The sequence below is a fragment of the Microbacterium sp. Y355 genome, from assembly GCF_059445345.1.
In genome coordinates this window covers 3,420,561-3,435,549 of sequence record NZ_JCAIUD010000001.1, presented here as the reverse complement: position 1 = coordinate 3,435,549, position 14,989 = coordinate 3,420,561, and the positions used below count along the sequence as shown (strand labels likewise).

The window sequence follows — 14,989 nt, the reverse complement described above, 5'->3', positions numbered from 1 at the left end:
AGAATGGGGTTGCCGCATGAGAAAGGTCCGTGGAACCCCTGTTTCATGCAGCTAGGCCATTCTCGCTGCTGGAGCAACAGGATCGGGCGGCGCTACGAGGCTACGGACCGTCGGGGTCGAACGGGGAGTCGAGGGATTCGGTGAGCTCGGCCAGAAGCGCCTCGATCTGGGGCTCGACGTACTGCGAGATGGCAGCCTGCACATTGAGGCGATGCCGCAACAGGATGCCGCAGATCTCACGTCCGATCATGTTGGCGTACTCGTCGGCGAGGGTGACCTCTTGCCGCAATGCCACCTTCGCCTCGTCGCTCAGCGGCGGAAGCGGCGGCAGCTCGACACCATCGTCATCGGCAAGCCCAGCGATCGTGAAGAGGAAAGGGGCACCCGGCGTCGGATCCGGGTCGAGCGGCATGCCTTCGAACTCCGGCGCGAGACCCTCGGACGGACGATAGCTGCGGGCGCGATTGCGCACGGCCTGCTGGTCGAGCTCCATCTGCAGCATGGGCAGATTGCGCGCGGTGTAAACGGCAACGGCGTGGTCGACGACGCGTTTGATGCGTGTGGACAATCCGTGCTGCACGCCGTGCGGAACGTTGGCGCCGATTCCTGCGGCAGAGAGGATCGGCGAGCCGAGACAGCGCCGACATGGGGCGACGCGTCCGCGGTGGGTGGCCGGCTCCCAGCGCGGCACCCAGCGCAACCAGGCCTCGACAGCCTGGTCGACTTGCGTCTCTATCGACCGCTCCACATTTCCAGAATAGGGCGATCTGCGAGTTCAGACGAGATTTCGCGCCGTTCGATTGTGTGCCGTCCGGCTACGCGTCGTTCGGATCATCGCGTTCCCACGGCCACCGCGGATGCTTCGCCTTGGTGCGGCGCAGCGCGACTCCGGCCCAGGATGTCACGGCAGCCACCACAAAAATCACGAGGCTCGCTCCCCCGGTGATCAGCCCGCCCATGACCGCCAGCCCCGTGACGAACTCGCCGGAGGTGATCGCCACAACCAGACCGACACCCATCAGGTGAGCGAGAGCGGTAGTGATCGAGATGGCCCAGACCGAGCGGAACCGCGGATGCTTGATCCGCACGGCCGCCCACAGGATGCTGGCAAAAACGGCGACGGCGATGATCATGCCCACAGCCCCCGGCGCTTGGCCGAGTCCAGGGATCGCGATGATGTCAGCATCCGTCGCGAAGCTCAACGCGCCCAGACCGAATACAGCGAGCGCGAAGAATCCGATCGTCGTCATGACCACCGCCAAGACGGCCGAAACCCCCGCAGGCACGGGGCCGCGAGGGTCAGGCGTTGAAGTGGTCGTGATTACCTCGGCAGGCTCGGGCCGGCCTCAAGCGTGCGCTCGTACTCACGCTGAGCCTCGGCGTTCAGCTCGGTCTTGCGGGCGCCGCTGCGAGCAACCCACGCGCCGAACCAGATGGTGAGCTCGCGGCCGAACACGAATGCGGCGATGGCGAGCGGAGCCAGCAGCTGCGAGCCAACGAGCTCGCTGCCCTCACTGGCGGTGAGAGTCCAGAACGGTGCCTCGAACAGCTGCCCAAGAATGTGACCGGCATAGGCGAAGATGCCGACGATGATGCCGAAGACCACCCACAGGCCCCAACGGCCACGGTTGACGATCGCGCCCAGCAGCCAGAAGCCGATGAAGAACACGACGACCGGAACCCAGAAGCCCCAGGTGGTCAGCGGAGCGAGTGCGGCTTCGCCGATGTTCTCACCGGTGATGTCGCCGGCAAGGGAGCCCAGGCCCAGAACGGTAGCGAGGTAGAGGATCGCGAAGGAGAGTGTTGCGAGCAGGCCGATGCCAGCCGCGGTGCCACGGTTGCCTCGCTCACGCGGTGCCTCCGGAGCCTGCACGAAGATCGGCTGCTGGTGCGGGAAAGCCGGCGGCGCTGCGACGATCGGCTCTGCCGCGACCGGCTCGGCCGCGACGCCAGGCTCAGACGGAACGACGCGAGTCGCGGTGTCGTCAGCGGCAGGCGGCAGGTACGCGGTGTCGGCGATCGAGGTGTCGGCGATCGAGGTGTCGGCGATCGAGGTGTCGGCGGACTCGGCGGCCGATTTGTCGGCGGACGATCTGTAGGCCGGCCACGTGTCTACGCTGGATGTGTCGGCGGGCGCGGCCGCTTCGGCAGCATCCGCGGCGGCACGCTCGTCGATTGCCTCTGACGACTCGACAGGCTCGCGGAACACATATGGCTCGGGCGTGCCGAACGTACCGGGGTGAGACTTCTCGGCTTCTTCGAATGCTGCGAGATCGGGGTCGACAGCATCCGCGAAACTGTCAATGTTGGCGGGTTCTGCACCGGACGTGGCTGGCTCGTTCGCGGCAGCACCACCTACGGCAGCACCGTCTACTACGGCGCCATCAGTGTCAGCACCGGGTACCTCGGCGGCGGCCGCCTCGGCCTCGGCGAGTCCAGCGTTGGCACTGTCGACAACGTCATTGACGTCTGCCGGCTGCTCGGGCTGGGGAACCTCGGGGTCACTCATGGGGGCGCCTCTCGTCGGATATATGCAATGTCGAGGTTATCTCCGCCTGGCCACGCGGCTGCGCAGGCATGCCGACGTGTCGCTCGACCCGCTGAATCTCAGAGGGAGCCAGCTGTGCCCGGGTCTGCGCCGCGCAAGGTGTCGCCGATGAAGTTGAAGAGCTCCGCCGCCATCGGCGCAGCGAACCAGAACAGCACCACGACGACTCCCACGCAGAAAACTCCGGCGACCCAGCTCATCGCCCGATTGCGTCCAGCTACCCCTGCCATGCGTCCAAGGTACGACCGGTCTGAGTTTTCGCCGAGGTGGACACGCGGATGGCTTGGCTCGGCGCCGCGGGAGCAGCATGGCCGACGCAGGGGTCGCACATGGTCGCCACACGGCATCCGAAGCGGCAACCCGCGACACCTCTGGCGCGGTCGCCCGGGGCTCACGCCCGGCAGGGGTCGCACATGGTCGCCCCGCGGCATCCGAAGCGGCAATCCGCGACACCTCCGGCGCGGCCGCAGACGGCATTCGTCCGATCTGGGATTCGGGACCGCGTCAGCGACGCCGAAGGCGCCAGAGAAGCCAGAGTCCGGATGCCGGAATGAGCAGGATACCGACCACGACGAGTCCGCTCCACATGAAGTCGTACGACGCCGGAAGCAGCGGGTTGTGAACAGGCGCGGAGAACTCACCGCTCCCGGTCGATGCGCTCTCGGTGACTCCGGCAGGATCGGGGACGAAGGCGATAAGCCCGACTCCCGCAATGATGATCAGCGCGACAAACGGCACGACGATCGCAACCACTTTCTCCCACGCCCGCCACAGAGAACTGAAGCAGACCAGCACCGCGCCGACCACCCAACCGGCGAACGGCAGCACAATCCCGCCGAAGCTCAGCGTCAGCGCCGCCGCGATGGCGAAACCGCGCGTGCTCGTGGCCAGCGCCTTCCGCGCTGCGGGGGCGACGACTGCGGGGGCGATCACTGGATGCGCCGGCACTTCTTCTTGCGCCTCACGGGCGACAGCCTCTGGATCACCAAGCTGTGCAATCCGAGCGGCGGTGGCCGCGGCATCCAGGCCCTGCAATTCTTCAAGGATCCCGGCACGAATCTCGGCGGCGACGCCGTGCGGCACATGTCGCATGGCGTCATCCAGGCGCAACAGATAATCTCCGCGCAGGCGATCAGCGTCGGTGATGTTCATGAGGGTTCCTCTCCGATGAGTCCTGTGACGACTCGGGCGAACGGCATCCACTGCTCGCGAAACTGCGCGAGTTGGGTCGTGCCGGCATCCGTCAGTCGGTAGTACTTGCGCACAGGGCCGGATTCGCTTGGCCGATCGAAAGTGCTGACCCAGCCGTTGTCGCGCAGACGCCCGAGCAATGGATACAGCGTGCCGATGCTCGCGATCAGTCCGGCGTCGGTCAGCGCCTCTGCCAATTGCCAGCCGTACATCGGCTCACGCGCGAGGAGTCCGAGTACGCAGTACTCGACTACTCCCTTGCGCATCTGCGCTCCGACATCAGCTGTCATGCATGACAAGGTAGCATGCGTCGCAAGGTAGGCCGCGTGGTGCGGGCGCCCACGGCGGGCGGGGGGTCGCACATGGCCGCCAGACGGCATCCGAAGCGGCAACCCGCGACACCTCCGGCGCGGTCGCCCGGAACTCACACCCCGCAGGGGTCGCACATGGTCGCCCCGCGGCATCCGAAGCGGCAATCCGCGACACCTCCGGCGCGGTCACCCGGCACTCAAAACCCGCGGGTGTCGCACATGGCCGCCCCACGGCATCCGAAGCGGCAATCCGTGACACCTCCGGCGCACTCGCCCGGCACTCAAACCCACGGGGGTCGCACATGGTCGCCAGACGGCATCCGAAGCGGCAACCCGCGACACCTCTGGGCGGTAGCAGCGGAGCCGTCCCCGGCAGGGGTCGCACATGGTCGCCCCGCGGCATCCGAAGCGCCAACCCGCGACACCTCCAGCACGGCCGCGCCCGGCCGGCGCCCGGGCCGGGCCGGAGTCGCGACCACACGCGCCTACTCGCAAGCAAGCAACGAAAGCGGGACTCAGCCCTTCGTCGCCCCGGCCGTCAGCCCGCCCACGATGTACTTCTGCAGGAAGAGGAACAGGATCATCACCGGGATCGCAGCCATCACCGCACCGGCCGAGAACGCCGACCAGTCCGCGTAGCGCGGGTTCGAGACAAGCTTGGTGAGGCCGACCACCAGGGTCTGCTGCTCAGGATCGATCAAAATGACGCTCGCCACGACGTATTCATTCACCGTTCCGATGAACGACAGCAGTCCGACGACGGCGAGGATCGGCGCGACCAGTCGCAGGATGATCGTGAAGAAGATGCGGGTGTGACCGGCGCCGTCGATGCGCGCGGCCTCATCGAGTTCCTTCGGGATCGTGTTGAAGAATCCGTACATCAGATAGGTGTTGACCCCGAGCGCGCCACCGAGGTACACAAGGATCAACCCGGTGTGCGTATTCAGCCCGATCGCCGGGAACCAGTCCCCCAGCGTCGACATCAGTAGGAAGATCGCAACGACGGCGAGCAGCTGCGGGAACATCTGCACGACGACGATCGTGACGAGTCCGACGCGGCGGCCGGCGAAACGCATACGTGAGAAGGCATATGCCGCGCACGCTCCGATGAACACCGTCAGGAATCCGGTGATCACCGCGATCAGAAGCGTGTTCAGGAACCATTTCCCGTACGGATTCTGCGGATCACTGAGGATGCGGACGTAACTGTCGATGCCGATTGCGGAGAACAGCTGGTTCGAGCCAGTCAGCGTTCCGCGCGGGTTCAGCGACGCCGACAGCACGTACAGCAGTGGGAACAGCGCGAAGAGGCTCACGACGATGGCAACCAGGTGGCGCCATCCGGTATCGGCGAACCATGCGCCGAAGGAGCGACGACGCCGGGGAAGGCGGCGCTGTGCAAGACGAGCGGATGCAGAGGTCATCTCAGTTCAACTCCTCGAGGGCCTTGGTCTTTCGGAAACTGACGATCGAGATCAGTGCGACCACGATGAAGATGATGATCGTGAAGGCGGATGCCAGACCGTAGTCGCGGGTCTGCCCGGTGAACGCCACCTTGTAGACCATCGAGATCAGAATGTCGGTATGCCCGACCGGGATCGACACATCATCGAAGCGTGGCCCGCCATTGGTGAGCATGTAGATCAGGTTGAAGTTGTTGAAGTTGAACGCGAACGACGAGATCAGCAACGGAGCGACCGTCACCAGCAACAGCGGCAGTTTGATCTGCTTGAAGATCTGCCACGGGTTCGCGCCGTCCATGACGCCGGCCTCGTTGACCTCTTCTGGGATGCCCTGCAGCGCACCCATGCACACCAGGAACATGTACGGGAAGCCGAGCCACAGGTTCACGATCAGCACCGAGACTTTCGCCAGCACCGGATCAGTGAGCCAGGGAATCTCGGCCCCGCCGAACACCACCTGGTTGAGGAATCCGAAGCTCTCATTCATCATTCCCGCCCAGACCAGCGCCGACAGGAAGGCCGGGAACGCGTAGGGAAGGATCAGCAGGATGCGGTAGCCATTGCGGAAGCGCATCCGAGTGTTGTTGAACACGATCGCAAGCAGCAGACCGAGGAAGAACGTCGTCGCCACCGAAATCAGCGCGAAGGCGAACGTCCAGATCGTGACCGAGATGAGCGGTCCGCGGATCGCACTGTCGGTGACCGCACGGACGAAGTTGTCGAAGCCGACCGTGATCTGCCAGCCGGGCAGCAGTTCGGTGCCGTCCTCTGAGGTGAACGCGCCCGTGCCAATGTCGCTGTAGACCGTTCCGGAGTCGGAGTCGGTCATGGTGCCCGCAGCCTCGTCGTACTCGAGCGTCGAGACGTAGAGGTATCCGCTCTGTCCATCTGGGGTGCGAATCGCACCGTCATTTGGGTCGTCGCTGTAGGCGACGGAGAGCTTCTCGACGTCACTCGAACGCGCGAGCACCTGCGCAAAGCTCAGGGATGTCCAACCGTCGACAGCGACCGCGCGACTGCCGTCCATGGTCGCGCCGGACACCTCTTGCAACGGCTGCTCGTTCGTTCCGACGCTGACGTCTCCGTCATCCGGATCGGTGACCAGCAGGCCGAGCGTGCCGAGCTGTTCGACGACGGTGACCGGGAACGTCGGCGAATCCTCAACGCGCTCCTGCGCGGCCGCCATCAGCGATGAGACCGCCTGATCCTTGCTGCCGTTGTGGCCGGTGCCGTAGTTGGTGAAGCCGATGTAGCCGGTGTAAAGAAGGGTGAAGACCTGGAACACGACCAGGAAGATGATGCCGGGAGTGAGGTATTTGGCCGCAATGCGCTTGCGAGAGAAATAGATGTAGTTGACGAGCACGGTGACGGCGACGACAAGCGCCAGCACCAGCCATTCCCCGTGCATGAAGAGCACGAATGCCGCATAGAGCGCGACGGCGTCGACGATCGCGAGGAGCGCGATCTTCAGCAGCATCCATCGGATCTTCCCGGATGCCGCTTCAGCGATCTGCGCAGCCTGACGCTGCCGTTTCGTCGGCGGTGGCGTCTGTTCTGTGGTCGTGGTGTCTGTCATCTCTCGCCCCATCGTCATGCCGTCGGGGCGGGCGCATGCGCACCCGCCCCGACAGAACGAACAGTGTTACTGAACTGCCGCCGTTACGTCATCGACGAGCTTCTGCCACGTCGTTACCGGGTCTGCGCCGTTGATGATCGCTGCCTGCGCGATGCCCCAGAACTGCCAGACCGAACCCATTGCCGGGATGGCCGGCATCGGCACTGCGTCAGCACCGACGGCCTGGAAACCGGCGATGATCGGGTCGGATGCCGCGGTGTCGGCCGCTGCGGTGAGTGCCGGGAGGATGTTGCCAGCTTCGAACAGAGCGAGCTGAACTTCCTCGGTGCCGAGGTAGTTCACCAGGAAGTCGTTGGCTGCAACCTTGTTCGTCGACTCGGAGCTGACGAAGAATCCCTTGACGCCGGCGAACGGCGATGCGACCTCAGCGGTCGGGCTCGGGACCGAGTCGATGGCGACGTTGATGCCGGCGTCGACGGCTGCGCCGACGTTCCACGGGCCGGTCAGCCAGAAGGCTGCCTTACCGTCGATAAACTGCTGCTTGGCGATTTCGCCGTCGATGTCGGTGTTGAAGGTGCCTGCGGCACCCTGTGCGCCGAGCCATTCGGCAAACGCCGTGCCGCCTGCGCTGCCGAGCTGAAGGTCAGCCGCGTCGTAGGCACCAGTTGCATCGGTGCCGAAGACCGGTGCACCGAACGCCGTCTGGAACGGGTACAGGTGGTACGGGTTGCCCTCGGCGCCCTGCTCGACGACGAAGGGCTGTTCCAGGCCTGCGGCCTTGCCCTTGGCAATCATGTCGTCGAAGTTCGCGGCAGCCTCGGGGATGAGGTCTGCGTTGCGCAGCACGGCGATGTTCTCAACCGCGTACGGAAGCATGTAGACGGTGCCATCGTAGGTCGAAGCCTGGAGGGCGACCGGGAGGTAGCCGTCGGCGCTGTCGCCGAGTTCGATCGGTGCGACGACACCGTTGGTGGACAGCTCGCCCAGCCAGTCGTGCGCGCCCATCGTGATGTCGGGGCCCTTGCCCGTCGGCACCTGCTGGATGAAGTCATCCTTGATCGTGTCGACGTCCTTGCCGACGATGTCGACCTTGACGCCGGTCTTCTCTTCGTATGAGTCGGCTGCGCCCTGAAGGGCGTCAACGCGCTCAGCGTCCACCCACACAGTCAGCGAGGATGCTGCCGCGTCACCGTTGTCGGTGCTGTCGCCCTCAGGGGCTTCCGTTCCGGTGCTGCAACCGGCAAGCACAAGTGTAGAAATTGCGGCAATCGCGCCGAAGGCGACGATGCCTCTCTTGTTCACCTTCATTGGTGGGGCCTCTCTCGATGCTGTTGATCGACCGGCCGGCGACCGATGGATGCATCGACGCAGGACGTTCGGGCCTGCAAGAACTGCAAGCGCTTACAGTATGCCTGGAAATCTCCCGTTCGCGCAATGGTTGGCGTCGTCGATATCAAGCTGTAATAAGCCGTGGCACGGCATCCGCGCTTGTGGAAGCGCTTCCAAGAACTCGTCTCAGAGGCAGAATCGATAGGATGGCGCCATGGCAGACTCATCGTTCGACATTGTCAGCAAGGTCGACCACCAGGAGGCGGAAAACGCCGTCAACCAGGCACGCAAGGAGGTCGAGCAGCGCTACGACTTCAAGGGCACCGGAGCATCCGTCGAGTGGAGTGGTGAATCCATCTTGATCAAGGCGAGCACCGAAGAGCGCGCGAAGGCCGTTCTCGACGTGTTGCAGTCCAAGATCATCAAGCGCGGCATCTCACTGAAGAGCCTCGAGACCGGCGATCCTTTCGCCAGCGGCAAGGAGTACCGCATCGTCTCCGAGCTCAAGGACGGCATCTCCTCGGAGAACGCGAAGAAGATCGGCAAGATCATCCGCGACGAGGGCCCCAAGGGCGTGAAGAGCCAGATCCAGGGTGACGAGCTGCGCGTGCAGTCCAAGAACCGCGACGATCTTCAGGCAGTGATCGCGCTGCTCAAGGGTTCAGACCTCGAGGTCGACCTGCAGTTCATCAACTACCGGTAGAGCAGGCCCCTGACCTGGGGTTTTCCTGTTTTAGTCCGCAGGGAGTCCGCAGAATCCTAGGATGTGGCTCGTACGCTGGCTGTTGGTCGCGCTACGAGTGCCATGAAGTCCGCGGTCGCCACCCTCGTCTTGTCCTCTGCGGATGGCCAGAGGTGGCTGTAGACGTTCAGCGTGATCGATGGCGTTGAGTGCCCGAGCGCACGCTGCACCGTGACCACGTCGCAGCCGGAGGCGATGAGGTTCGAGGCGAACGTGTGCCGCAGGGTATGCAACGTGACGTCTTGCGGAAGCCCGACCTCTTCGCGGATGCGTCGCCACTCCCCCGCTGCGTTATTGCGATTCCAGAGGCGACCGAGCGGAGTCGTGAACAGTTGCTCCTCGGGTTCGGTTACAGCGTTCCGCGCGACATGTGCCGAAAGCGAGGCGGTGAGCTCACCAGGCACATAGACGGTCCGCTCGGAGTGGTACTTCGGCGGCACCAGCTTGGCGGCCTTGATCGTAGAGCCCTGCACCTGGCGGGCCACCCGGATTGAGCGGCCGAGGAAATTGATGTCGGCGAGTTGGAGGCCTGCAGCTTCGCCCAGGCGCATGCCGGCGAAAACGCATACCTCGACGAAGCCTCGGAACTCACCAGCTGTCTCCAGAACGGCGTGGACTTCGTCGGGGCCGAGAACCCGCATGGTCGCTTCGATTTTGCGGGTGCGTGGAGGCTTGACTCCAACTGCGGGATTCGTCGCAATGATGCGATCGGCGACTGCCGCGCGGAACGCCATCTGCACATAGTTGAGACGCGTCTTGATCGTGGACGGCGCGAGCCCGCGCTTCAGTTCTCCCGCGATCCATGTCTGGACGTGTGAGGCGTTCACGGCGCCGATCGGACCGTTCTTCCACGGCACGCTCGACACGGCAACCGTGGCCGCTTCATGCGTTCCTTCGACCCATGTCTGCCGTTGCATCCACGCCCTCGTCCAGTCGGACCATATGATCTTTCCGGCGTTCGGGTCGACATACTGCCCGGTGACCACGGCTGCCGCGACTTCGTTCAGCCACCGCTGGGCGTCGCGCTTCAAGGCGAAGTGTCGGGCGTGCTCTTTGCCTGCCGCGTCTCGATACCGCGCGCGCCAGACGCCGTCGTCTCGCTGCGTGATGGATGCCATCAGTGCTCCTTAGTGGGCCCGATCTCCACGCGAACGCCCCGTCTGCCCTTCGACCAGGTCGCGCACGTGGGCGTCGAAGGCTTCGGTGAACTGCTGAGCGGATCGGTCGACCGAACCATCCGTGAGTTCGTTGACATCGAGAAGTCCGCGATGATGTTCCGCTGCGCGGGCCAACCCTTCGACTGCAGCGTCGACCGCTGTACGCCGTACGACGTCGATGGTGATATCTTCATCCAGCTCACCGGCCGGCACCAGATCGATGGATACCGCGAGCTGTCGCTGTTCAGCGAAGGAGCTGTAGGCAAGTTCGTGGATCTCGTCCAACAGTTCGCCGAACTCGCGAAGGTGCAACGTGAGATCAAGGTGATCGCCCGTCGAAAGCAACATCTGATGATGGATGCCAAAGACCTGGCCAAGCGCCTCAGCCTCGGTCAGCCGGAGCGGCCTTTCGCCCTTCTCGACCGCCCAAACGGTGGCCTGCGACCATCGGAAGCCCTTTTTGCGCATCGCATCAGCGAGATCCTTCTGGCTCCCACCGCCTCTTAGACGCGTCACATTTCGGCCGATTTCTGCATCGTTTGCCATGAGACGACGGTACTACGCAATTCTATTGCGCGCGACTAGATATCATGGTCTACTGGAATATCCAGTTACTTCCAACTATGAACGGAGGTGAGAAGAATGGACAAGATCATGTTCATCGGCGAGGTAGCCGACCGCTTGCGTCGGACACCAGCGCAGCTGCGCTGGATGGTCCACATGGGCACCGCCCCTCAGTCGGCGATTATCGCCGGCCGCCGTTGCTGGCGCGAGTCGGACGTAGAGAAGTACATCGCGGACGCGTTTTCCAGTGCAAAATGACGCGAACCCCTCGAGTCACGATGGCGCGGCTGACAAATGACAGACGGCCGGCCGCAGCGCAGCTGTCAAGTCCCGTTCGATGTGGGCGGCGACGAGTTCTTCGTCGACCTCCTGTTCTTCCACGTCGAACAGCTGCGCTACGTCGTAGTCGAGCTGAAAGTCGGCAAGTTCAAGCCCGAATACGCCGGCCAGCTTGGCTTCTACGTCGAGATTGTTGAGGACCAGTTGCGCCGCCCCGCGCACGGAGCAACCGTTGGCCTCCTGCTGTGCACGGACAAGAATGACAGCGTAGTGAGGTACGCCCTCGCAGGTAGCAACCAGCCCATCGCGATCGCCAGCTACGACCTACTCCCCCCAGCCGAACGAGCGGTACTTCCGTCCGAGGCCGACCTCTCACGCGCCCTCGAAGGCCCGTGACCAATCGCGTAACAACCCGTTGCGCGATTGCCCCGATGAAGCCGACTCGGTACGGATAGTCAGCGAGATATTCCGGCTGTGCTCACGCCGGCCACTCCGAATCCTTGCGGCCTCGTCGCTTCGTCTCGCGCAGCCCGCCGTAGCTCCGCTTCGACTGCGCGAAGCGAGTCGCTGATGGTGACCTCCGTGGTGCCTCGCAACATCGTCGCGGCGAGGGAGCGTTTAGCCGCGGCATCCGTCCTGGCGATTACAACCGCGTGATTCCAGTGACGTCCACGGGTGAGTCCGACGTAGAGGCCTGCGGCATCCACATCAGGACCGACGATCGCTTTGTCGACCGTTTCCCCCTGGATGCCGTGCACTGTCGAGGCGTACGCAAGCTGCATGTGCTCGAGGGCGTAGTCGCGTGTCACCCGACGTCGTTCGCCACTATCGCCGGTCGAGACGAGGGAAACGAAGTCGTCATCGATCCTGTTCACTATCCACCGCGCGCGGTTGTCGACTCCGGTGCGCCGGTCATTGCGGCGGGTCTGCACGGCGTCGCCGACCAGGAGCCGTTGCTCCCCCATCCCGATCGCAACGCGGGTGGGGTCGAGTTCGCCGCACTCAACGCGTCGACCCTGGATCAGTGCGTTGACCGCATCCACCTCGCTGTTCGTTCCGCAAACTATCGCGACGCGTTGACCGCGGCCCTCGGCGTCGAAGTATCCGTCGATCATCGCTTCCCGTGCCGCCTCGACGCTGTCGACTCGTTGCAGGTGTCGGCCAGCATGGAGTCTTTCGGCGATCTCGAGGGCATGCTCGCCGTCGCGCGGGTCGCGGAGCTGCAAAGTGAGCGCGGCGTAGTCCATGTCGTGGAATCGGTGGACCGTGTCCATTTCGATGGATGCCGGTGCGTGACGGATCGCGGATGCCATCGCTCCGGCATGGCCGACGGGAAGCGCTTGGTGCGGGTCGCCGACCATCGCCACGCCTGCACCGGCATCGAGGGCGAGCTCGAATAGCGCGTTCGCCGCGTGCAGGTCCAGGACGCCAGCCTCATCCACCACGATGCGGTCTCCCGGGCGCAAGGAGTGTCTCTGTGAGCCGTCGTAGTTCACCCCGGTGACGCGATCCACTTGGCCGATGTCGAGGCGGCGCCACACCTGCGCTCCCGTTGGATCGGTCGACCACCGGTACCCGTAGTCGTACAGAAGCGCATGGACGCTGGACGCCTCGACTCCTGTCTCACGCGACGCAACCGATGCGGCCTTGCGGGTAGGCGCGACAACGAGCATCCGCCGTCGTTGCAATGTCAACGCGTGCAGTGCCGCACGCAACATCGTGGTCTTACCTGCACCCGCCGGACCGATGACAGCCACCAGCCCGACGGAGCCAGCGATGGCGCACGCGGCCGCCGCTTGGGACGCGTCGAGGCCGTCAGCAGGCTCGACCCATGCAGCTACGCGCCGCAGCTCGTTCGGCAACAGCGATCGACCGCAAGTGGCGATCGCGTCCAATGCTCCGGCGACGCGGATCTTCAGCCGCATTGTCTCGGTCGCCATCAGAGACTTCACGTGCTCGGGAACCGCCGGCTGTGACGACAGGCTTACAGTCAGGCGGCGGGCGCGATCGGTGATGCGGCGCAGGATGGCATCGAGACCGTCACGATCTGCGACCACGCCCGATCGCGACAGCGCCCGGATGGCCCCTGCGCGGAGGTCATAGTGACTGAACCGTCCGCTGGATCCGGTGGATCGGAGATCCGCATCGACTACTGCAGCGGCGGCGAGCATGTCGAGATCCAGATCGTCCACGCAGACGGGGTCGACTGCTCGCGGCATCCGTGGGGTCAGGAGTGCGGCATCGATCGTGGCGAGTTCTTCGCGCACGGTCGCTTCCCACGATTGCTCATCGAGAAGGGAGGGCTTGTTAGGGCGCGCGACTGCCCACGCTCTGCGATCAATCTGCTGCAGGACTTCGACGCTCGGCCTGCTTCCGCTGTGCGTGGCCTCCCACTGTGCAATCAAACGGACTCGATTTGTCTCGATCTGCGCCGATCGCCGAGACATCGGCGCGACTGCGGCGGCGAGCTCCGCGATCTCCCCGTCCGCACCGGTTGTGTAACCGTGGCGGGCGAGTGCGGCGATCCATTGCGGATCGGTGCGTGCGGCGAGCTCACCCTCGGCGTTGATGACGGTGTGGAACTTCATCGCGACTCGTGAATCGACGTTGGTCCACTTGCCGTCGTCACCGCGCACTTTCACGTTCATCCAAAGGTGCCGATGGGCATGCGGGTCCAGAGCGCGCGACCGACGGTGTTGCAACTCGACGACCTCGAGCCGAGCGATGGGCTCTCGGATGAGTCCGCCGTGGCCTCGCCGCGCATTCAGCTCGCGTTGCCAAAGGGTTATGACGCGGTCACGGATGCGGTCCTGGAGCGCCTCGAACTCCACCGCCAATTCCGGATGCAGCAACGCGGCGATGCTGTATGACTTGGGGTGATTCAGCGTGCCGTCCAGGAGCAAGTCTGCGTCGGGTCGCATGAGTGACGTGCCGCGTTGCTCCCCCGTGACCGGATCATGGCCGGTGAGCCACACACGCAGTCCGCCGGTGGAGAGCTCGTCGGAACTGACCACTCCGTCCTCGACGACGAAGCGCGCCACCGTCGAGTCGGTGGTGCCGCTGTAGTTCTCGAGCATCTCGACCACGGGAGGGTGTGGCAAGTGGGCATCGCACGTTCCCTCGAGTGCGTAGGAGATTGCATGGCGAACACCGCGCGAATCGCCGCCTCGCTTCCACCGTTCCAAACCACCTCGCATAACGCGAGGATACTCCGTTTTCAAGTCATATTTAACTAGCAATCACTATTGGTGCCTGCGTGCATTGCGTTGTTCTTGGTCTCTTCGTCTTCGTGATCCTCGGGGTCTTCGGGGCCTTCGGGGTCGCGATCTTCGGCATCATGTTCCACACCCGGTCAGACGTCGGTCGCAGCGGCCCTCTTTCCGACGCGTCCGTCGACACGGCCACGCCCCGAATCTCTCGCGGAGAGTCCGCTTTGTGGTGAAGCGTTTGACGCCCCCGGGACGGGCAGTTTTGCGGGGCAGGTATCACCGTGCATCGGTGCCAATCGATAATCGGAGCCGCCTCGCGGGTTGCGGCGCCGGTCGATCACTTGGCTACTGTCTGCCAGACAGCGTAGGTGTCCGCTTCGCAGTCCTCCGGCATGCGTTCGAGCGCGACGAAACCTCCGCCGCCGGTCAGTTCGTCGCCGATCCAGGCTATCCGAGCGTCCGTCGTCATGATCATGACGCTACGAAGGCGGCCAAGACGGCCGCTTTCGCCGTGGCTGAGATGAGCCAGGTGAGGTCGATCTGGGTGGTGGGTGGAAGCGTGATGTCGGACGGACTGATTGGCTGTGCGCTGAGCTGGTTGTTCACAGACGTACCTTCCG

Annotated in this window: 17 protein-coding genes; 3 read left to right on the top strand and 14 right to left on the bottom strand. The window is 64.2% G+C overall.

Annotated features, from left to right (window positions below; all coding sequences use genetic code 11):
* Positions 1-100 precede the first annotated feature (100 nt).
* The 9 genes from AC1C2O_RS16510 to AC1C2O_RS16470 all read right to left on the bottom strand — a co-directional run bounded on the left by AC1C2O_RS16510 (position 101) and on the right by AC1C2O_RS16470 (position 8,397).
* Positions 101-748: a spermidine/putrescine ABC transporter substrate-binding protein gene (locus AC1C2O_RS16510; RefSeq protein ID WP_495431530.1), complete on the bottom strand. Its 648-nt coding sequence runs from the start codon at positions 746-748 to the stop codon at positions 101-103.
* A 67-nt stretch (positions 749-815) separates the two neighbouring features.
* Positions 816-1,286: a DUF6121 family protein gene (locus AC1C2O_RS16505; protein ID WP_495431529.1), complete on the bottom strand. Its 471-nt coding sequence runs from the start codon at positions 1,284-1,286 to the stop codon at positions 816-818.
* Positions 1,287-1,321: 35 nt separating this feature from the next.
* Entirely contained in the window at positions 1,322-2,509 is a 1,188-nt protein-coding gene (locus tag AC1C2O_RS16500) for an ABC transporter (RefSeq protein WP_495431528.1), read from the bottom strand.
* A 98-nt stretch (positions 2,510-2,607) separates the two neighbouring features.
* Positions 2,608-2,778: a hypothetical protein gene (locus AC1C2O_RS16495; protein WP_495431527.1), complete on the bottom strand. Its 171-nt coding sequence runs from the start codon at positions 2,776-2,778 to the stop codon at positions 2,608-2,610.
* A 274-nt stretch (positions 2,779-3,052) separates the two neighbouring features.
* Positions 3,053-3,700, bottom strand: a complete 648-nt coding sequence (locus AC1C2O_RS16490; RefSeq protein WP_495431526.1) for a hypothetical protein — start codon at positions 3,698-3,700, stop codon at positions 3,053-3,055.
* Entirely contained in the window at positions 3,697-4,029 is a 333-nt protein-coding gene (locus AC1C2O_RS16485; protein WP_495431525.1) for a PadR family transcriptional regulator, read from the bottom strand. Before AC1C2O_RS16485 ends, AC1C2O_RS16490 begins: the two co-directional genes overlap by 4 nt.
* Before the next feature lie 536 nt (positions 4,030-4,565).
* Positions 4,566-5,474 (bottom strand): sugar ABC transporter permease, encoded by a 909-nt coding sequence (locus AC1C2O_RS16480; RefSeq protein WP_495431524.1) that lies wholly within the window; start codon positions 5,472-5,474, stop codon positions 4,566-4,568.
* 1 nt (position 5,475) lies between these two features.
* Entirely contained in the window at positions 5,476-7,089 is a 1,614-nt protein-coding gene (locus AC1C2O_RS16475; RefSeq protein WP_495431523.1) for an ABC transporter permease subunit, read from the bottom strand.
* A 66-nt stretch (positions 7,090-7,155) separates the two neighbouring features.
* Complete coding sequence (locus AC1C2O_RS16470; RefSeq protein WP_495431522.1) at positions 7,156-8,397, bottom strand: sugar ABC transporter substrate-binding protein; 1,242 nt, start codon at positions 8,395-8,397, stop codon at positions 7,156-7,158.
* A gap of 235 nt (positions 8,398-8,632) precedes the next feature.
* Between AC1C2O_RS16470 and AC1C2O_RS16465 the strand changes: the two genes are divergently transcribed.
* A complete protein-coding gene (locus tag AC1C2O_RS16465; RefSeq protein WP_495431521.1) occupies positions 8,633-9,121 on the top strand; it encodes a YajQ family cyclic di-GMP-binding protein in 489 nt (162 codons plus the stop codon).
* A gap of 56 nt (positions 9,122-9,177) precedes the next feature.
* On the opposite strand, the gene AC1C2O_RS16460 is transcribed toward AC1C2O_RS16465, so the two are convergent.
* Both AC1C2O_RS16460 and AC1C2O_RS16455 read right to left on the bottom strand, forming a co-directional pair.
* Positions 9,178-10,278 carry a tyrosine-type recombinase/integrase gene (locus AC1C2O_RS16460; RefSeq protein WP_495431520.1) on the bottom strand — a complete coding sequence of 367 codons (1,101 nt, stop codon included), beginning with the start codon at positions 10,276-10,278 and terminating at the stop codon, positions 9,178-9,180.
* A gap of 9 nt (positions 10,279-10,287) precedes the next feature.
* Positions 10,288-10,863: a helix-turn-helix domain-containing protein gene (locus tag AC1C2O_RS16455; protein ID WP_495431519.1), complete on the bottom strand. Its 576-nt coding sequence runs from the start codon at positions 10,861-10,863 to the stop codon at positions 10,288-10,290.
* Between the two features lie 96 nt (positions 10,864-10,959).
* Between AC1C2O_RS16455 and AC1C2O_RS16450 the strand changes: the two genes are divergently transcribed.
* Together AC1C2O_RS16450 and AC1C2O_RS16445 are read left to right on the top strand one after the other, a co-directional pair.
* The gene (locus tag AC1C2O_RS16450) at positions 10,960-11,139 is read left to right on the top strand and encodes a helix-turn-helix transcriptional regulator (protein ID WP_495431518.1); all 180 of its coding nucleotides are present in this window, start codon (positions 10,960-10,962) and stop codon (positions 11,137-11,139) included.
* 36 nt (positions 11,140-11,175) lie between these two features.
* Complete coding sequence (locus AC1C2O_RS16445; RefSeq protein WP_495431517.1) at positions 11,176-11,556, top strand: PDDEXK nuclease domain-containing protein; 381 nt, start codon at positions 11,176-11,178, stop codon at positions 11,554-11,556.
* 59 nt (positions 11,557-11,615) lie between these two features.
* Here the strand turns inward: AC1C2O_RS16445 and AC1C2O_RS16440 are convergent, their stop codons facing one another.
* The 3 genes from AC1C2O_RS16440 to AC1C2O_RS16430 all read right to left on the bottom strand — a co-directional run bounded on the left by AC1C2O_RS16440 (position 11,616) and on the right by AC1C2O_RS16430 (position 14,975).
* On the bottom strand, positions 11,616-14,261 hold the full coding sequence (locus AC1C2O_RS16440; RefSeq protein ID WP_495431516.1) for an AAA family ATPase: 2,646 nt from the start codon (positions 14,259-14,261) through the stop codon (positions 11,616-11,618).
* 445 nt (positions 14,262-14,706) lie between these two features.
* The gene (locus AC1C2O_RS16435; RefSeq protein ID WP_495431515.1) at positions 14,707-14,838 is read right to left on the bottom strand and encodes a hypothetical protein; all 132 of its coding nucleotides are present in this window, start codon (positions 14,836-14,838) and stop codon (positions 14,707-14,709) included.
* Between the two features lie 2 nt (positions 14,839-14,840).
* The gene (locus tag AC1C2O_RS16430; RefSeq protein ID WP_495431514.1) at positions 14,841-14,975 is read right to left on the bottom strand and encodes a hypothetical protein; all 135 of its coding nucleotides are present in this window, start codon (positions 14,973-14,975) and stop codon (positions 14,841-14,843) included.
* Positions 14,976-14,989 lie beyond the last annotated feature (14 nt).